Below are 16,832 nucleotides of genomic sequence, written 5' to 3' on the forward strand. Positions count from 1 at the left end.
CAGAGGTGGCCGTGGCACGAACCGGACGCGGCCGGTGGGCGAGTGATCACCCTCCGCTGTCCGCACGGGACAGCAGGGGTTAGGGGTCAGCGCTCGGGGCGGGGTTCGGTGCTGCCGACCCGGTTGGGCCGCTCCCCCAGCAGCGCCGCCGGTCGGATCGCCGTGGCGCCGAAGCGGGTGCGGGCCTTGTCGGCGGCCTGATCTGCCTCGCGCCACCCCTGGGCGGGCGCGTCGATCAGCAACTGCTCGGCCCCGTCGGTGCCCAACTGCTCGACCCGGACCCCGATCAACCGCACCGCGCCTGCCGGGGTCTGCTCGGTGAGCAACTGCGCCGCGGTGCGGTAGATCTCCTGCGTGACGTCGGTCGCCACCGCCAGCGTCTTGGACCGGCTGATGGTGGTGAAGTCGGCGAACCGCACCTTGATCGAGATCGTCCGGCCGCGCAGGCCCCGCTCGCGCAGGGTGGCCGCGGTGCGCTCGGCCAGCCGCAGCAGTTCCCGGCGCAGCAGGTCGCGGTCGAAGTGGTCGACCTCGAAGGTCTCCTCGGCGCCGATGGACTTCTCCGCGGTGTCCGGCACGACCGCGCGGTTGTCGTGGCCCAGGGCCAGGGCGTGCAGGTGCTCGGCCATCGCCGTCCCGAGCAGTCTGCGCAACCGGGGAAGCGGCGCGGCGGCCACATCCGCCACCCGCTCCAGGCCGACGTCGGCGAGCCGCTCCGCCGTGCGCTTGCCCACACCCCACAACGCCGACACCGGCAACGGGTGCAGGAACGCGGTGATCTCCCCGCGCGGCACGACGAGCATGCCGTCCGGTTTCGCCAGCCCGGAGGCGAGCTTGGCGACGAACTTGGTCGGCCCGACCCCCACCGAGCACACCAACCCCTGGTCGGCGCGCACCCGGCGGCGGATCTCGGCGCCGACGCCCGCGGGGGTGCTGCGCAGCCGCCGCAGCGCCCCGGACACGTCGAGGAAGGCCTCGTCCAGGCTCAACGGCTCCACCAGCGGCGTGATCTCCCGGAAGAGCGCCTGCACGGCGGCGGACACCTCTTGGTAGAGGCCGAACGTCGGCGGCAGGTACACCGCCTGCGGGCACAGCCTGCGCGCGTGGCTGGTCGGCATGGCCGAGCGCACACCGAACCCGCGGGCCAGGTAGTTCGCCGACGACACCACCCCGCGCGGGCCGACACCGCCCACCACGACCGGCCGGTCGACCAGCTCGGGCCGCTCCCGGATCTCGACCGAGGCGTAGAAGGCGTCCATGTCCACGTGCAGCACCGAGCACCCGGTGTCATCCGGCCAGCCGTCCGGTCCGGCCTTGTACCGCTCGACGAGCCCCCTGGGCAGGTCGCCGCTGCGCCCCATGCGCCTAGCGAACCACAGCGGACCGACAGTCCGCGCTCACCCGCGGCCGACCGCGTGCAGCCTGGTGGCGATGTCGCGCAGCGGTGGGGTGAGCGCGGCGAGCGACTCCAGCTCGGCCAGCGCCTCGACCGCGGCCGGGCTGCTCTCCAGGACCGACCCGCCGACCAGGTCCGACACCACGGACTGGCCCTGCAGCAGCTCCACCGTGAGCCCGGCCGCGCTCAGCAGCTCCCGCAACCCCTCGGTGTCGAACCGGCGCAGCAGCGCCTCACCGGACAGGCCAAGCGCCCCGGTCTCGTGGTCGAACAGCCGCCTGGCGTCGAGCAGCCTGCCGGACAGGACCCGTTGCAGCACCGCGGCGTAGCGGTTGGCGACCAGCACCGACAGCGCCCCGCCGGGGGCCACCGCGCCCACCATGGCCGACACCGTGGTGGCCGGGTCGTCGACGAACTCCAGCAGCCCGTGCGCCAGCACGAGGTCGGCCGACGCGGGCTTGACCAGCTCACCGAGGGCGTCGCTGTCGCCCTGCACCGCGGTGATCCGGTCGGACACACCGGCCTCCTGGGCGCGCCGGTGCAGCGTGGCCAGCGCGTTGGGACTGGGGTCGACCACGGTGACCGCGCAGCCGTTTACGGCGAACGGGACGGCCAGCACACCGCTGCCGCCCCCGACGTCGAGGACGCGCGGCGCCTCCCCGCCTCGGCGCTCACGCGCGGCGATCAGCTCGGCGTCGAGCACACGGCGGACAGCATCGGGTCGCATGGACACGAACTGTAGAGACTCTAAGGTCTAGGTCGTGCAAACGGTGGCAGTGCTCAGCCTCAAGGGTGGCGTCGGGAAGACCACGGTGGCGCTCGGCCTGGCCTCGGCCGCCCTGCGCCGCGGCGCGCGCACGCTGGTGGTCGACCTCGACCCGCAGTGCAACGCCACCGCGACCCTGGACCCGGCCGAGACCGAGGCCACCCTCGCCGACGTGCTGGAGACCCCGCGCCCCGCGGTGCTGCGGGCCGCGATCGCCCCCAGCGCGTGGGGCGAGGAGGTCGACGTGATGGTCGGCTCGGAGGAGCTGGAGTCGCTCAACGACCCCGACCCCGGGATGCGCAGGCTGGAGAAGCTGGGTCGCGCGCTGGCCGAACTGGGGTCGCTGCTGGCCGAGGGCGAGCTCCCCTACCAGCTGGTGGTGCTGGACTGCCCGCCCTCGCTCGGCCGCTTGACCCGCTCCGCGCTGGTGGCCGCGCACGGCGCTCTGCTGGTGACCGAGCCCACGATGTACGCGGTGTCGGGCGCGCAGCGGGCGTTCGAGGCGGTCGAGGACACCCGGCGCGAGCAGAACCCGAACCTCGTGCCGCTGGGGGTGGTGGTCAACAAGGTGCGCACGCACTCCTACGAGCACCAGTTCCGCATCGCCGAGCTGCGGGAGAGCTTCGGGTCGCTGGTGATGCCGGTCGCGCTGCCCGACCGGCTCGCGGTGCAGCAGGCGCAGGGCGCGTGCCAGCCGATCCACCACTGGCACACCCCGGGCGCGCGCGAAGTGGCGCTGGCGTTCAACCTGCTGCTGGCGCGGGTGCTGCGCACCGGGGGCCGGGGCCGCCACCAGGCGATCGCCTGGCCGGACGACGAGGCCCCGGACGACGCCTCGGAGAACCAGAGCGCGGGCGACTGAGCGGATGCCCGAGGGCGACACCGTCTACCGCACAGCCGCGATGCTGTCCGCGGCGCTGGTGCCCCGGGTGCTGACCGGCGGCGAGCTGCGCCACCCCCGCCTGTCCACTGTGGAGCTTCGTGGCCGGGCGGTGCTGGGCACCCGGACGGCGGGAAAGCACCTGTTCCTGCGGTTCTCCGAGAACCTGAGCTTCCGCAGCCACCTCGCCATGGACGGCGTCTGGCAGGTCGCCGCGCCCCGCGCCCGCTGGCGGCGGCCCGCCCACCAGGCCCGCGCGGTGCTGGTCACCGAGGACGTCCAGGCCATCGGGTTCCTGCTGCAGGAGATGGACCTGGTCGCGACGACCGACGAAGACCGCCTGATCGCGCACCTGGGCCCAGACCTGCTGGACCCGCACTGGGGCCCGGAACACGCCGCCGAGGCGGTGGCGCGGCTGACCGGGGACCCGACGCGCGAGATCGGGGTGGCGCTGCTCGACCAGCGCGTGATGGCCGGGGTCGGCAACGTGTACAAGGCCGAGGTCTGCTTCGTGCTCGGCGTGTCCCCGTGGACCTTGGTGTCCGATGTAGACGTCGAGCGCGCGGTGGCGGTGAGCCGGGACCTGTTGGACCGCAACAAGATGAGCGCGGACCGGGTGACAACCGGCGACATGCGGCGGGGCAGGCAGCTGTGGGTGTACGGCCGCAGGACCACGCCGTGCCTGGTGTGCGGCGGGAAAGTCGTCGCGGGGACGCAGGGGCTCGACGCCCGCGTCGCGTACTTCTGCCCGGTGTGCCAGCCGGGACCGGTGGGCTAGCAGAAGATCAAGCCGCACGGTTCGCGCGTCGTCGTGCGGGTGGGGCGCCTGGTCGTGGTCGTCGTCGTGGTGGTGGTCGTGGTCGTCGGACTGGCCGCGGTGGTGGTCTGCGCCGTCGTCGTGGTCGTTTGCGCGGTGGTGGTCTCGCTGCTCGACGAAGTCGGCGACGTGCTCGAAGTCAGGACTGTCGTCAGGGATAAGGACGTCGACTGGACGGTTGTCACAGCCGCGGGCCCCCGCGTCGGCTCCGACGTGACCGACCCCGACGCCGGTAACGGCTCCGGAACCGACTCCGCCGCGGGCTTGGGCAACCCCGGCGGCGCCGCGGCGATCCCCTCGTAGAACAACGCGGCGGCGGTGGCCCCCACCAACACCCCCACGGCGATGCGGCCGGGATGGTCCCCACGAGCGCGCACCAAGTGCCCCCTTCACCGACGGTGAGTGATATTCACACACTGCGTCTTTGTGGTGGACCACCCTAGCATCACCCGGACGGGGGAGGTCGAAAACCGATTGAACGGGGAACGCGGCGGCGCATAGGTTGTCCGCACACGAGAGAGGAGGTGGTCCACCGGTGTATTCCAGTAGGACTCGTGAGGTGGTTGCCCGCTAGGGCCACCCATCCGTAAGCGATGGAGCCGGTCAGGCACCCCGCACCGGCGGGGTGGTCCGGCGAATACCAGGCAGTCACCCAGCCCTCGGGCACCCGGGACCCAGTCCGCCCCGGGCCCCCCGCATGCCTTGTCGGGGGGAGCGCGCCCGGGGGCTGTGCCCTGTCCAGACCCGGTTGCTCGGACCCGGACTACTCGGCTTCCACCTGCTGGAGCCCCGCGGAGCCGCGCGCGCCGCCACATGCGCTCGCGGCGGGCATCCCGTTGCCCGCTGAAGCCTCCGCCTCGCCCGCGAAGCCGACGGCTCCGCCAACCCGCACCTCCGCAGTGACAGCGGCCTCGGCGTAGTCCGCTACCCGACCCGGCTGCTCAACCTCCACCTGCCAGAGCGTGTGCCACGCCTGCTGGCCAGCCCTCTCCGCACGTTGCGCTCCCACGCCGCATGCCCCATCAGGGCCCTTGGCGGCCTGCCCGGTTACTCCGCTTCCACCTGCTGCAGCCGCCGCCAGGCTGGCGAAGCGGCCGCTCCGCCGACTTCGCCTCGCGGCGCACGCCGCCGGCAACGCCCGGCAGGCATCGAACTCGGCACGGTCAGCCACATCCGGTTCGAGGTCGAGCTCCTCAGTTGCAACCCGCCTACGGGCAGCCCTCTCCACGTTGCGCGCCCACGCCGCATGCCCATCAAGGCCCCTGGCGGCCCACCCGAACTACTCGGCTTCCACCTGCTGCAACCGCCGCCAGGCCTGCGACGCAGACCTCTCCGCCGACTTCGCCTCGCGGCGCGCCGCCTGCAGTGCGCGGCGGGCATCAAGCTCCGCGTGCTCGGCGGCATCCAGTTCGACGTTGAGTTCTCGTACTCGTTCTTCGGCGGCTGTGACCGTTTCCTCCGCGGCGGCCACTGCCCGGTCGGCTTCGGCGCGCTGGGATTCGGCGTCCTTGACGGCTGCTTTGGCCTCTGCCAGGGCCTCTCGCGAGCGGGTCTTGGCCGGGCGGCGCTGGGCGGCGGGCGTGGCGGTGGGGCCGGGGGCCAAGGTCAGGCCGGGCCAGGTTTGCTCGACCCGCAGGTCGCGGGCCGAGCCGAGTCTGCCCGCGCGCAGGGTGGCCGCCGCGGTGTCGTCGGCGATGGCGGTGGTGAACATCTCCTCCAGCTCGCGGGTGATCGACTCGCTGAGCCCGCTGCCCGCGCGGGCGACCAGGTCCGCAACCAGCTCCGTGCGCCGCTTGGCGAGCTCGCGCAGGCGTGCGCCGTCGGCCTCGGCGTGGGCGGCGCGCAGGGCGGCACCCAGCTCGACCAGGTCGTCGACCCCGGTGGGTTCGGCGCGGACCAGGCGGTTGACCAGCCACGCCGAGGTCGTCGGTTTGGGCAGCTTCTCCACCCGCGCCGCGGCGTCGCGGTCACCCGCCGCGCGCAGGCGTTTAGCCAGGTCGCGGCGGGCCGGGACGAACTCCTCCCTGGGCAGGCCGTACAGCTCGTCCACGTCGCTCACCCCGCCATCATGGTCCACTGCGCCCGCTCCCGGGCGGTCGAGCCCGCAATGACACGATGGGGGCCGTGGCCTACAAGCAGCTCGTCCGACGTGCCCTCTTCGCCCTCGGCGGCGGCGACCCGGAGATCGCGCACGAGCGCACCATGGCGGCGCTGACCAGGCTCGGCCGGGTCCGGCCCGCGGTGTCCGGGCTGCGCGCGCTGTTCGGGTCCCGGGTCGAGCGGACCGTGTTCGGCGTGCGCTTCCCCGGCGCTGTGGGCCTGGCCGCGGGCATGGACAAGGACGGCAGGGCGCTGCGGGCCTGGCCGGGGATGGGCTTCGGGCACGTGGAGGTCGGCACGGTCACCCGGCACGCGCAACCAGGCAACCCGGCGCCGCGGCTGTTCCGGTTGCGCGAGAGCGAAGCGATCATCAACCGGATGGGGTTCAACAACGCCGGGGCCGACGCGCTCGCCGCCCGGCTGGCGGCGCTGGGGCCGGTCGGGATCCCGTTGGGCATCAGCATCGGCAAGTCGAAAATCACCCCGGTGGAGGAGGCCGTCGAGGACTACCGGCACTCGTTGCGGGCCCTCTACCGCCACGGCGACTACTTCGCGATCAACGTCAGCTCCCCCAACACCCCCGGCCTGCGCGGACTGCAGGACCGGGCGGCGCTCGACGCGCTCGTCGGCGAGCTGCGCCGGGAAGCCGATGGGCTCGCGGGCGGCGCGCCGGTCAAGCCGCTGCTGGTCAAGATCGCGCCCGACCTCACCGACCAGGCCATCGGCGAGGTGCTGCAGGTCTGCGCCGACCACCGGGTGTCCGGGGTGATCGCGACCAACACGACCCTGGGGCGCGCGGGCCTGACCGCAGCCGAGGCGCCGACCGGCGAGGAGGCCGGCGGGCTGAGCGGACGGCCGCTGGCGCAGCGGTCCCGGGAGGTCGTGGCCTTCGTGGCGCGGGAGACCGGCGGCTCGCTGCCGATCATCGGGGTCGGCGGGGTGTTCGACGTGGACGGGGCGCTGCGGATGCTCGACGCGGGCGCGAGCCTGGTGCAGCTTTACACGGGGTTCGTCTTCGAGGGGCCCGCGCTGGTGCGGCGGATCAACCGCGCGGTCGACGCCCGTTGACCTCGCGGCCGCCGCGGTTGGCCAGCCAGCGCAGCAGCGGGTAGCCGCAGACGACCGCGACCGCGCCCCAGGTGATGCCGCTGAAGACCGCGTCACCGATCTGGACGGTGAGGTCGCCCGCCCCGGCGACCACGGCGACCGCGACCACGGTCAGGTTCACCGGATCGGCGAAGTCGACCCGGTCGGCGAGCCAGATCCGCACGCCGACCAGCGCGATCATGCCGTAGAGCAGGATCGTGGCGCCGCCGAGCACGCCCGCCGGGATGGTGTTGACCAGGGCGCCGAACTTCGGGCTCATCGACAGCAGGACGGCGTTCAAGCCTGCGACCCCGTACGCGGCGGTCGAGTAGACCCGGGTCGCGGCCATGACGCCGATGTTCTCCGCGTAGGTGGTGGTGCCCGACCCGCCGCCGGACCCGGCCAGCGCGGTGGCCAGCCCGTCGGCGATCAGCGAGTCGCCCACCGACCCGTCGAGGTCGCGCCCGGTGACCGCGGCGACCGCCTTGACGTGCCCGACGTTCTCCGCGACCAGCACGATCACCACCGGGATGACCAGCAGGATCACCGACGGCTGGATCTGCGGGGCGGTGAACTGCGGCGGCCCGAACCAGGCGGCGTGCGCGAGCGCGTCGAGCCTGGCGCCGTCGAGGTTGCCCGACACCCAGGCCGCCGCCCACCCGACCAGCACGCCGACCAGCACCGAAAGCCGCGACAGCAGCCCCCTGGCCACCGCGGTGCAGCCCAGGATGACGGCCAGGGTGATCACCGCGATGACCGGTTGGGCGCCGAAGGCCTTGGTGGCCGTGGGCGCCAGGTTCAGCCCGACCAGCACGATCACCGCACCGGTCACCACCGGCGGCATGATCGACTCGAGCAGCCGGACACCGAGCGCCTTGACCGCGACCCCGACGCCGACCAGCAGCAGGCCCGCCACCAGCACCCCGCCCAACTGGGCGGCCATGCCGTGGTGCTGGGCGGCGCTGAGCGGGCCGAGGAAGGCGAACGAGGAACCGAGGTAGGCCGGGACCCGGTTGCGGGTGATGACCAGGAAGAGCAGTGTGCCCACCCCGGAGAACAGCAGCGTGGTGGTCACCGGGAACCCCGTGATCGCCGGGACCAGCACGGTGGCGCTGAACATCGCCGCGACGTGCTGCACGCCGAACCCGACGGTCAGCGGCCAGCTCAGCCGCTCGTCCGGTGCCACGACGGCGCCGTCGCGGACCCGGCGGCCGTCACCGTGCACCGACCACAACGCCAAGGCCGCCTCCACCCCCGCCCCGCCGATTCACTGCCGTGCATGGTGCCACAGCACGTAGTCGGCGAGTCGATACGACACCGTGATATTCACACTGATGACCTAGTCAGTGGTGGGCGGCTGGGAATTCGGTGACCGAAGGTCAGCGCGGCATCCAGGACAGCACGAGCGCGTACGGGTCGCTGGTGGCCCCGCGCCCGGCACCGATCCAGTCCACCGCCGCGTCCAGCATCCGCCCGGCCCGCCCCCGATCAACCCCCATGCCGTCGACGATGGCCCAGAACCCGGTCTCGTAGTCCGCCATCCTGGTGACCTCGGCGGCCACGGCCCAGCGCATCCCGGTGATGTCCATCGACTTCCCCTCCCTGCGGCCTTCCACGGACGACAGGGGTGACACGCACCAACCCGATGGCCATGATGCGTCCGAACAGGTGAGAACGATCACGCATCTGATCACGGACCGTGGCCTCCACCCCCGCGGGCGCGGCAGGCACGGCAGGCACGCGCCACTCCCCCGAACTGTCCACAACCCCGAGCCCCATCCACAGGTCCCGCCCGCGCCACCACCAGCCCCGCTGCCTCCCCCTAGCCTCGATTCGGGGGCTGCTCAGCACGGTTCGATCTTGAACGGCGCTCAGCCGCGCGACAGATCGCGCAAACGCCGAAGCCTGGGCTGCGAGGCGGCCCGTGGCGCCGCTGGGTCGCGCCGGGGGCGGCAAGTAGAACGGCAGCCCGTGCCCAGGCAACCCCGACGCAGCTCGCGCAGCGAACGTTCGCCGCGCAGCCGCGATGCCGGTCACGCGAAGGCCGCAGCGTTCGCCGCGCGATGCCGAAACCTAGGCCGCCGGGCGTCCGTGGCTCGGCGAGGTCATACCAAGGGGCGGCAGTGGAACAGCAGCTTGCGGCCAAGCAGTCTGTGGCCTCGGCGAGGTCGTGTCGGGGGCTATGGGACGGCCGTCAGAGCTCGGGCGGCGGCGATGCAGGGCGCGCGGGGGCGCAGCGCAAATGCCGAACCAAGGCCGCCAGGGCAGCGGGTGGAACGGCAGCCCGCGCCCAGGCAGCCTCAGGGCCGCCTCGGGCACTCAGCCGCGTGACAGGTCCCGCAGGGCCGAGGCCAGGGCCGCCAGGCGGTCGGTGGCGTCGGTCAGGTCGTGGCGGGGGGTGGCCATGGAACTGGCCGCCAGGGCTCGGGCGGCGGCGGCGACCAAGCCGCCGTAGCCGTCCATGCCGTGGTCGAGTTGGACGCGGAGGGCGCGGACGCTCTCGGTGAGGTGGCCGCGTTCCGCGGGTGGGGCGTGTTCGCGGGCTCGCTCGACCACCTGGACCTTCGCGGCGACGGCGCGCAAAGCCGCGGCGGCTTCGGCGCCGGTGTCGCGGGCTTCGGTGACCGCGTCCGGCGGGACCAGGGCGCCCCTGGACAGCTGGGCGAGCAGTTCGCGGAGGGTGTCCTCGGCCTCGCCGAGGCGGGCCATGGGTTCGCGGGCCTGGGAGCCGCGGCCCGGTAGGACGACCGGGGGCGGCGGGGCCTCGGGCAGCGGCTGCTTGTGCAGCCGCCACGAGCGGACCCCGGTGGAGATCGCCGCGACCCCGGAGACCACCGCCGCGCCGATGAGGGCGGGGACGGCGATGCCGGGGGCCGCGGCCGAGGACTCGACGACGACCGCGGCGGTGCCGGTGGTGACGCCGGTCGCGGTCCACAGCCGGGCCCGGCGCAGCGCCCTGCGGCGCTGGCGCAGGGCCTTGGCCCTGGGGTCGCGCCAGCCGGTGATGGCCTCGCGGACCTGCTGGACGTACGGGCCGCGCAGTTGCTCGACCAGCTCACCGCCCATCTTGATCAGCTCGTGACGGCGCGGCCCCATGGTGGCTCGCTCAGGAACCGGCCTGCGGGTTGGCCTTCTGCTCCTGGGCCACCCGCTGCTGGATCTCGGCCTGGATGTTGGCCGCGGCCGCCTGGTTGGCGGTCGGGCCGCTGGTGACCTGGCCGACCGCGCCGCCGCCCATGGAGGCGCGGATCTGCTCCAACCGGGACTGGCCAGCGAGCTCGGTGGTGGAGATCTGGACCTCCATCATCCGGCCCTGCACCGAGTTCTGCGCCAGCTCCGCGGAGCCGAGGGCGGTGGTGTACCGCTTCTCGATCTTGTCGCGGACCTCCTCGAGGGAGGGGGTGTTGCCCGGCGCGGCCAGCTCGCTCATCTGGTTGAGCGAGCGCGACACCTGCTCCTGCATCTTGGCCTGCTCGAGCTGGCTGAGCAGCTTGGTGCGCTCGGCCAGCTTGTTCTGCAGCACCATCGCGTTGCGCTCGACGGCCTGCTTGGCCTGGCCCGCGGCCTGCAGCGCCTGGTCGTGCAGCGTCTTGAGGTCCTCGATGCCCTGCTCGGCGGTGACGAGCTGGGTGGCGAAGCCCTGCGCGGCGTTCTCGAACTGCTGCGCCTTCTGCTCGTCGCCCTTGGCCCGCGCCTCGTCGGCGAGCACCAGCGCCTGGCGCGCCGAGGCCTGCAGCTTCTCCACGTCGCCGAGCTGGCGGTTGAGCTTCATCTCCAGCTGGCGCTGGTTGCCGATCACCGCGGCGGCCTGCTGGGAGAGCGCCTGGTGCTGCCGCTGCGCCTCCTCGATGGCCTGCTGGATCTGCACCTTCGGGTCGGCGTGCTCATCGATCTTCGACGAGAACGACGCCATGAGGTACTTCCAGAACTTCACGAACGGGTTGGCCATCGTCGTCCTCCGCCTGCTTCATCCCTCTGCCGGTACCCCTGCTCACCCCGCGTGCCGACAACACGGCAACGGACCGGCACCTATGTTGGTTCCACCCCCGCCCGGCGGAGGGGGTCCCATCTGTGGGTTCCATCGTGTCAGGTGCGTGCGGGCGGTTCCACCGGACCCAGCAGAAATCAGGGATCACCTCATGGATCTCCCCTGAGGAAGCGGACCGGTCTCCGGGGTATCCCCGGACCCCGGTCCCGCGGACGGGTCCCCCCACAGCGGCGAGCCCCCGCGGCGACCGGCGGTTGCGGTCGCCCCGGGGGCTCGTGGACGCGTGGTCAGGCGGCGAAAACGGCGCCCGCGCGGGCCTTGGGCATCGGCGGGTCGATGCGGTGGCTGAGCACCGGTTGGATCCGCAGGTCGGCCAGGTTCTCGCCGATCACCGCGGGCAACAGGCGCCCGCCCTCGACCGCGACGGCCTGGCCGGTGTCGGCACCGATGGCGTCGATGGCCTCGATCCCCTCCACCTGCTCGGCGCCGACCCGGTCGGGGACGCCGTGCTCGACGGAGGTGAGCGCGCCCATGTCCGAGGCGACCTTGTGCAGCAGTTCCGACAGCGGCAGCTCCAGCGCGTCGCAGATGGCGGCCAGCAGCTCGCTGGAGGCCTCCTTGCGGCCGCGTTCGACCTCGGAGAGGTAGCCGAGGCTGACCCGCGCGGAGCGGGACACCTCGCGCAGCGTGCGCCGCTGGTTGGTGCGGGCGTGTCGGAGCCGATCACCGATCGCCTCGCGCAACAGCACGGTCATCGCGCACCTCCCTTCCTCGACTGGCCCGGGTCCGCGCCCCGCACCCGCCCTGGAGCAGGTGCCCGAGCGGGACGGCGCGCGGCCGTCACACCGACCACGTTACCCACGGGGACTGACCGCGCGCAGCGACTTCCCGGGTAGTCCGCCAAGAGCGAACGACCTGGGCGGGCACGCAGGGACGACCCCGGGTTCACTCCGAAAGGGTACCGAGGTCCACGCCGATGAGCGCGAGGACGCCCGCGACGGCCGCCGAGCGGACCTCCTCGCGGCCGCCGACGACCTCGATCAACTCCCGGCGCTCGCCGCGCGCGCTGACCAGGGCGATGTGCACGGTCCCCGGCGCGACCCCGTCCTGCGGGTCCGGACCGGCGACCCCGGTGAGGCCGACGCCGATGTCGGCCCCGCAGCGGGCGCGGGCACCGGCGGCGAGCTGGGCGGCGACTTCGGCGTTCACCGCGCCGTGCGCGGCCAGCAGCGCGGGGTCGACCCCGGCGAGAGATGCCTTCAGGTCTGTGGCGTACACCACGAGCCCACCGCGCACGACCGCGCTGGCGCCTGGGACCTCCGTGAGGGTCGCCGTGACCAGCCCCGCGGTGAGCGACTCGGCCGTGGCGACGGTCTCCCCCGCCGCCTTGAGGGCGGCGACGACCTGGGCCGGGGTCACTTGCCGATGGCGCGCAGGCCGCGGGCCCGCAGCCGGACGGCGCGGATGACGTAGTCGACGCCGGTGACCACGGTCAGCACGACGGCCAGGCCCATGGACAGCCACGCGACCGGGGTCAGCCAGTCCGGCAGCGGCAGCAGGAAGGCGCCGATCGCGAAGACCTGGGTGAGCGTCTTGACCTTGCCGCCGCGGCTGGCCGGGATGACGCCGTGCCGGATCACCCAGAAGCGCAGCAGGGTGACCCCCACCTCGCGGACGGCGATCACCAGGGTGATCCACCAGGGCAGCTCGCCGAGTGCGCTGAGGCCGAACAGCGCGGCCCCGGTGAGCGCCTTGTCCGCGATCGGGTCGACGATCTTGCCGAAGTCGGTGATCAGGCCGTGCTTGCGGGCGAGCTTGCCGTCGACGTGGTCGGTGATGGAGGCCAGCGCGAACACCGCGAACGCCACCAGCCGCCAGGTGCTGTCGGTGCCGTCCTCGGTGAACAGGGCCAGCAGGAACACCGGGACCAGCACGAGCCGGGTCATGGTGAGCAGGTTTGCCACGTTGAGCAGCGGCACCTGGGTGGGCTCCGGCAGCTCCGGTGCGGTCGTGGCGCTGACCGCGACGACCGGTGGGACGGTGCTCAGGTCGACGGGGTCGGCGACGGTCGGGGTCATCACCTCGGCGCGGTCGTCGCCGCCCACGGTGTCGCCGCCGGTCGCCGCGGAGCTCATTGCGGCCCCGGGTTCGCGCGCGGGATGACCTCGAGCACCTCGACCACCAGGTCGACGCCCTCGGTGTCGACCACGCGGGCGCGCAGCAGGTCGCCCGCGGCGTACTTCTCGCCGTCGAGCACCACGCACTCGCCGTCGACCTCGGGCGCCTGGTGCGCGGCGCGGCCGACGCAGTCCTCGTCGTCGGTCTCCTCGCGCTCGACGAGGACCACGACCTCGGTGCCGATCCGGTCCTCGGCGCGCTGGGCGGTCAGCTCCTCGGCCAGCGCGGAGATCCGCGCGACCCGCGCGGCGATGGTGTCCGCGTCGAGCTTGCCGTCGAGGTTCTCCGCCTCGGTGCCGTCCTCGTCGGAGTAGCCGAACACGCCGACCGCGTCCAGCCTGGCCCCGGTGAGGAACCGGACCAGCTCGTCGACGTCGGCCTCGGTCTCCCCGGGGAACCCGACGATGACGTTGCTGCGGATGCCCGCCTCGGGGGCCAGGGCGCGGATCTGCTCGACCAGGCCGAGGAAGGACTCGGTGTTGCCGAAGCGGCGCATGCGGCGCAGGACGGGCTCGCTGGAGTGCTGGAAGGACATGTCGAAGTAGTCCGCGACGCCGTGTGTGGTGGCTATCGCGCGCAAGAGGTTCGGCCTGGTCTCGGCGGGCTGCAGGTACGACACGCGCACCCGGTCGATCCCGGGGATCGCGGCGAGGCGCGTCAAGACGGCCTCCAGCGCGCCTTGGCCCGCGTGCTCACGACCGAGGTCCTTGCCGTAAGAGGTGGAGTTCTCGCTGACCAGCACGATCTCGCGTACCCCCTGCTGGGCCAGCCACACCCCCTCGGCCACGATCTCGTCCGGTACGCGGGAGACGAAGGACCCGCGGAAGGACGGGATGGCGCAGAACGAGCAGCGCCGGTCGCAGCCGGAGGCGATCTTGAGCGAGGCCACCGGGCCGTCGTCGAGCCGCTTGCGGGCCACGGTCGGCCCCCAGGCGTGGCCGGGCACGGTGACGTCGGTGCGCTGCCGCTCGACCGGGGAGATCGGCAGCAGCGTGCGCCGGTCGACCGGGACGTGCGAGGGGATGCTGTGCCCCGCGATGACGTCGCCGAGCCGCTCGGCCAGGTCCGGGTAGTGGTCGAACCCCAGGACGGCGGCGGCCTCGGGCAGGCTCTCGGCCAGTTCGGTGCCGTAGCGCTGCGCCATGCACCCCACCGCGACGACCTTCGCCCCGGTGTCGGCCGCGGCCAGCAGCGTGTCCACCGAGTCCTTCTTGGCCGACTCGACGAACCCGCAGGTGTTGACCACGATCACATCGGGGGTCTCCTCGGCGTCGACCAGGTCCCAGCCGCCCCCGGCCAGCCGCCCGGCCAACTCCTCGGAGTCGACCTCGTTGCGGGCGCACCCGAGGGTGAGCATGGCGACACGGCGTGGTGTGGTGGGAGAGGACACGGGCCAAGGGTAACCGCCCGGTGTCCAGGGGTTGGACACGTGCTTCCCGACCGCCCCTGGGACAGGATGACCCCATGGTGACCGAGGACGACGTGCGCGCGGCAGCGTTGGCGCTACCTGGCACGACGGAGAAGCCCTCTTACGGCACCCCGGGCTTCCGCGTGAAGGACAAGCTTTTCGCCCGGTTGAAGGACCCCGTGACGCTGGTGGCCTGGGTGGCGGACGAGTCCGAGAAGCACGCACTCATCGCGGAGGACCCCACCCGCTACTTCACCACCCCGCACTACGACGGCTACGCCTCCGTACTCGTGCGGCTCTCGGAGATAGAGGTCGCGGACCTGGAAGACATCCTCTTGGAGGCCTGGCGGGTCCGCGCCCCCTCTCGCTTGGTCGCCGAGTTCGACGCGACCTGACCGGTCAGAGCCGCTCGAACACCGCCGCGAGGCCCTGGCCCCCGCCGATGCACATCGTCTCCAGCCCGTACCGCCCGTCGACCCGGCGCAGGCCGTGGAGCAGCGTCGCCAGGACCCGCCCACCCGTCGCGCCGAGCGGGTGTCCCAGGGAAATGCCGGAGCCGCTGACGTTGGTGCGGTCCCAGTCGGTGTCCTTGAAGCCCCACTCCCGGGTGACCGCGATGACCTGGGCCGCGAACGCCTCGTTGAGCTCGATCAGGTCGATGTCGGCGAGGGTGAGGCCCGCGCGCTCCAGCGCGCGCGCCGTGGCCGGGACCGGGCCCAGGCCCATGCGGGCGGGTTCGACACCGGAGACCGACCAGCTGACCAGGCGGGCGAAGGGGCGCAGGCCGAGGTCCGCGGCGAGCTCCGGGGTGGTCACCAGGCACGCGGCGGCGCCGTCGTTCTGGCCGCTGGCGTTCCCGGCGGTCACGGTGGCCTCGGGGTCCTGGTGGCGCATGATCGGCTTGAGCTTGCCGAGGGACTCGATGTTGGCGTCGGCGCGCGGGTGTTCGTCGCGGGTGACCTCGCCGACCGGGACGAGTTCGGCGTCGAAGTGGCCCGCGGCGATGGCCGCGACCGCCCGCTGGTGCGAGCGCAGGGACAGCTCGTCCTGCTCTTGGCGGCTGATGCCGTAGTCGCGGCGGAGGTTCTCGGCGGTCTCGACCATGCCGCCGGGCACGGGGTGGTTGACCCCGCCCGCGGTCACCCTCGCGCGCGCAAGGCGGTCGTGCAGCTCCACCCCGGTGCCCTTGACCCCCCACCGCATGGCCGTGGAGTAGAACTCGACCTGGCTCATGTTCTCCGCGCCGCCCGCGATGACGACGTCGTTGGCGCCGGTCTGCACGCGCATCGCGGCGTCGACGACCGCCTGCAGGCCCGACCCGCAGCGGCGGTCGACCTGGGTGCCGGGCACGGAGATCGGCAGGCCCGCGTCGAGCGCGGCGACCCGGCCCAGCGCCGGGGCGTCGCCGTTGGGGTGGCACTGGCCGAACACGACGTCCTCGACCAGCGCCGGGTCGACACCGGTGCGCCGGAGGAGCTCGGTGATCACCGTCGCGGCGAGGGTGGTGACACCGACCCCGGTGAACACCCCGCCGAAGCGGCCGACCGGGGTGCGGAGCGGCTCGCAGATCACGGCCTCGCGCATGGGACTCCTCTGGTTGGTTCGGCAGGCGTGTCGATTCTGCCCGTGGCCGGGCCGCCGCGTCGCGGGGTCTAAGTTGAGCCGTTGTGAACCCCCTGGTACGGCGGGCGCGGGTGACCGATGTCCGCGCCATGAAGGCAGTCATCGACACCTACGTCGGCAAGGTCCTGCTCGCCAAGGCGCTGGTGACGCTCTACGAGGACATCCAGGAGTTCTGGGTGGCCGAGGTGGACGGCGAGCTGGTCGGCTGCGGCGCGCTGCACGTGCTGTGGGAGGACATCGCCGAGATCCGCACCATCGCGGTGGCGCCGAGCGCGCGCGGCAAGGGGGTCGGGCACATCCTGGCCCGCCAGCTGATCGAGGTCGCCCGCGAGCTGGGCCTCGGCCGGATCTTCGTGCTCACCTTCGAGACCGAGTTCTTCGCCGGGCACGGGTTCGTGGCCATCGACGGGACCCCGGTGAGTCCGGAGGTCTACGCCGAGATGCGCCGGTCGATGGACGAGGGCGTGGCGGAGTTCCTGGACCTGGAGTACGTCAAGCCCAACACCCTGGGCAACACGAGGATGCTTCTCAAGCTCTGATTCTTCGAGTGTTCACTCGAAGAGTCTTGACTCGTACCGCGCGGACCCACC

Annotated in this window: 19 protein-coding genes; 6 read left to right on the plus strand and 13 right to left on the minus strand. The window is 72.9% G+C overall.

Annotated features, from left to right (window positions below; genetic code table 11):
* Positions 1-86: 86 nt before the first annotated feature.
* Both JOD54_RS29985 and JOD54_RS29990 read right to left on the minus strand, forming a co-directional pair.
* Entirely contained in the window at positions 87-1,361 is a 1,275-nt protein-coding gene (locus JOD54_RS29985; protein WP_204455303.1) for a DNA polymerase IV, read from the minus strand.
* Between the two features lie 36 nt (positions 1,362-1,397).
* On the minus strand, positions 1,398-2,123 hold the full coding sequence (locus JOD54_RS29990) for a class I SAM-dependent methyltransferase (RefSeq protein ID WP_204455304.1): 726 nt from the start codon (positions 2,121-2,123) through the stop codon (positions 1,398-1,400).
* A 34-nt stretch (positions 2,124-2,157) separates the two neighbouring features.
* Here JOD54_RS29990 and JOD54_RS29995 point away from each other — a divergent pair, with 34 nt between their 5' ends.
* From JOD54_RS29995 to JOD54_RS30005, 3 genes are read left to right on the plus strand one after another with little or no spacing between them, the layout of a single operon-like run.
* A complete protein-coding gene (locus JOD54_RS29995; RefSeq protein WP_204455305.1) occupies positions 2,158-3,024 on the plus strand; it encodes a ParA family protein in 867 nt (288 codons plus the stop codon).
* 4 nt (positions 3,025-3,028) lie between these two features.
* Positions 3,029-3,820: a DNA-formamidopyrimidine glycosylase family protein gene (locus tag JOD54_RS30000; RefSeq protein ID WP_204455306.1), complete on the plus strand. Its 792-nt coding sequence runs from the start codon at positions 3,029-3,031 to the stop codon at positions 3,818-3,820.
* Positions 3,821-3,853: 33 nt separating this feature from the next.
* Complete coding sequence (locus JOD54_RS30005) at positions 3,854-4,162, plus strand: hypothetical protein (protein WP_204455307.1); 309 nt, start codon at positions 3,854-3,856, stop codon at positions 4,160-4,162.
* A 460-nt stretch (positions 4,163-4,622) separates the two neighbouring features.
* Here the strand turns inward: JOD54_RS30005 and JOD54_RS30010 are convergent, their stop codons facing one another.
* Positions 4,623-4,811, minus strand: a complete 189-nt coding sequence (locus JOD54_RS30010; RefSeq protein WP_204455308.1) for a hypothetical protein — start codon at positions 4,809-4,811, stop codon at positions 4,623-4,625.
* Positions 4,812-5,138: 327 nt separating this feature from the next.
* Positions 5,139-5,918, minus strand: coding sequence for a hypothetical protein (locus JOD54_RS30015; RefSeq protein WP_204455309.1), 780 nt, complete (start codon positions 5,916-5,918; stop codon positions 5,139-5,141).
* A 65-nt stretch (positions 5,919-5,983) separates the two neighbouring features.
* On the opposite strand from JOD54_RS30015, the gene JOD54_RS30020 reads away from it, so the two are divergent.
* Complete coding sequence (locus JOD54_RS30020; RefSeq protein WP_204455310.1) at positions 5,984-7,027, plus strand: quinone-dependent dihydroorotate dehydrogenase; 1,044 nt, start codon at positions 5,984-5,986, stop codon at positions 7,025-7,027.
* On the opposite strand, the gene JOD54_RS30025 is transcribed toward JOD54_RS30020, so the two are convergent.
* From JOD54_RS30025 to rimO, 8 genes are all read right to left on the minus strand, one after another.
* On the minus strand, positions 7,002-8,285 hold the full coding sequence (locus JOD54_RS30025; RefSeq protein WP_204455311.1) for a uracil-xanthine permease family protein: 1,284 nt from the start codon (positions 8,283-8,285) through the stop codon (positions 7,002-7,004). The two genes, JOD54_RS30020 and JOD54_RS30025, sit on opposite strands and share 26 nt — an antisense overlap.
* A gap of 139 nt (positions 8,286-8,424) precedes the next feature.
* Entirely contained in the window at positions 8,425-8,634 is a 210-nt protein-coding gene (locus JOD54_RS30030; RefSeq protein WP_204455312.1) for a hypothetical protein, read from the minus strand.
* Positions 8,635-9,364: 730 nt separating this feature from the next.
* Complete coding sequence (gene pspM / locus JOD54_RS30035; RefSeq protein WP_204455313.1) at positions 9,365-10,141, minus strand: phage shock envelope stress response protein PspM; 777 nt, start codon at positions 10,139-10,141, stop codon at positions 9,365-9,367.
* A 10-nt stretch (positions 10,142-10,151) separates the two neighbouring features.
* The gene (locus tag JOD54_RS30040) at positions 10,152-10,994 is read right to left on the minus strand and encodes a PspA/IM30 family protein (protein WP_204455314.1); all 843 of its coding nucleotides are present in this window, start codon (positions 10,992-10,994) and stop codon (positions 10,152-10,154) included.
* Positions 10,995-11,320: 326 nt separating this feature from the next.
* Complete coding sequence (locus tag JOD54_RS30045) at positions 11,321-11,788, minus strand: helix-turn-helix domain-containing protein (protein WP_204455315.1); 468 nt, start codon at positions 11,786-11,788, stop codon at positions 11,321-11,323.
* 190 nt (positions 11,789-11,978) lie between these two features.
* A complete protein-coding gene (locus JOD54_RS30050; protein WP_204455316.1) occupies positions 11,979-12,452 on the minus strand; it encodes a CinA family protein in 474 nt (157 codons plus the stop codon).
* Positions 12,449-12,979 carry a CDP-diacylglycerol--glycerol-3-phosphate 3-phosphatidyltransferase gene (pgsA, locus tag JOD54_RS30055; protein ID WP_372440420.1) on the minus strand — a complete coding sequence of 177 codons (531 nt, stop codon included), beginning with the start codon at positions 12,977-12,979 and terminating at the stop codon, positions 12,449-12,451. Before pgsA ends, JOD54_RS30050 begins: the two co-directional genes overlap by 4 nt.
* A 185-nt stretch (positions 12,980-13,164) precedes the next feature.
* The gene (gene rimO / locus JOD54_RS30060; RefSeq protein WP_204456834.1) at positions 13,165-14,568 is read right to left on the minus strand and encodes a 30S ribosomal protein S12 methylthiotransferase RimO; all 1,404 of its coding nucleotides are present in this window, start codon (positions 14,566-14,568) and stop codon (positions 13,165-13,167) included.
* Between the two features lie 107 nt (positions 14,569-14,675).
* On the opposite strand from rimO, the gene JOD54_RS30065 reads away from it, so the two are divergent.
* Entirely contained in the window at positions 14,676-15,014 is a 339-nt protein-coding gene (locus tag JOD54_RS30065) for an MmcQ/YjbR family DNA-binding protein (RefSeq protein ID WP_204455317.1), read from the plus strand.
* 4 nt (positions 15,015-15,018) lie between these two features.
* On the opposite strand, the gene JOD54_RS30070 is transcribed toward JOD54_RS30065, so the two are convergent.
* A complete protein-coding gene (locus tag JOD54_RS30070; RefSeq protein ID WP_204455318.1) occupies positions 15,019-16,203 on the minus strand; it encodes an acetyl-CoA C-acetyltransferase in 1,185 nt (394 codons plus the stop codon).
* Between the two features lie 83 nt (positions 16,204-16,286).
* Between JOD54_RS30070 and JOD54_RS30075 the strand changes: the two genes are divergently transcribed.
* A complete protein-coding gene (locus JOD54_RS30075) occupies positions 16,287-16,781 on the plus strand; it encodes an amino-acid N-acetyltransferase (RefSeq protein ID WP_307860404.1) in 495 nt (164 codons plus the stop codon).
* Positions 16,782-16,832: the final 51 nt, after the last annotated feature.

The sequence above is a fragment of the Actinokineospora baliensis genome (assembly GCF_016907695.1).
Lineage (GTDB): Bacteria > Actinomycetota > Actinomycetes > Mycobacteriales > Pseudonocardiaceae > Actinokineospora > Actinokineospora baliensis.

What these genes read in the sequence shown, in the direction of transcription:
- JOD54_RS29990 (WP_204455304.1), bottom strand. Translation starts at nt 2,123, where the DNA reads ATGCGACCCGATGCTGTCCGCCGTGTGCTCGACGCCGAGCTGATCGCC.
- pgsA (WP_372440420.1), bottom strand. Translation starts at nt 12,979, where the DNA reads ATGACCCGGCTCGTGCTGGTCCCGGTGTTCCTGCTGGCCCTGTTCACC.
- rimO (WP_204456834.1), bottom strand. Translation starts at nt 14,568, where the DNA reads ATGCTCACCCTCGGGTGCGCCCGCAACGAGGTCGACTCCGAGGAGTTG.
- JOD54_RS30040 (WP_204455314.1), bottom strand. Translation starts at nt 10,994, where the DNA reads ATGGCCAACCCGTTCGTGAAGTTCTGGAAGTACCTCATGGCGTCGTTC.
- JOD54_RS29985 (WP_204455303.1), bottom strand. Translation starts at nt 1,361, where the DNA reads ATGGGGCGCAGCGGCGACCTGCCCAGGGGGCTCGTCGAGCGGTACAAG.
- JOD54_RS30030 (WP_204455312.1), bottom strand. Translation starts at nt 8,634, where the DNA reads ATGGACATCACCGGGATGCGCTGGGCCGTGGCCGCCGAGGTCACCAGG.
- JOD54_RS30045 (WP_204455315.1), bottom strand. Translation starts at nt 11,788, where the DNA reads ATGACCGTGCTGTTGCGCGAGGCGATCGGTGATCGGCTCCGACACGCC.
- pspM (WP_204455313.1), bottom strand. Translation starts at nt 10,141, where the DNA reads ATGGGGCCGCGCCGTCACGAGCTGATCAAGATGGGCGGTGAGCTGGTC.
- JOD54_RS30065 (WP_204455317.1), top strand. Translation starts at nt 14,676, where the DNA reads ATGGTGACCGAGGACGACGTGCGCGCGGCAGCGTTGGCGCTACCTGGC.
- JOD54_RS30070 (WP_204455318.1), bottom strand. Translation starts at nt 16,203, where the DNA reads ATGCGCGAGGCCGTGATCTGCGAGCCGCTCCGCACCCCGGTCGGCCGC.
- JOD54_RS30000 (WP_204455306.1), top strand. Translation starts at nt 3,029, where the DNA reads ATGCCCGAGGGCGACACCGTCTACCGCACAGCCGCGATGCTGTCCGCG.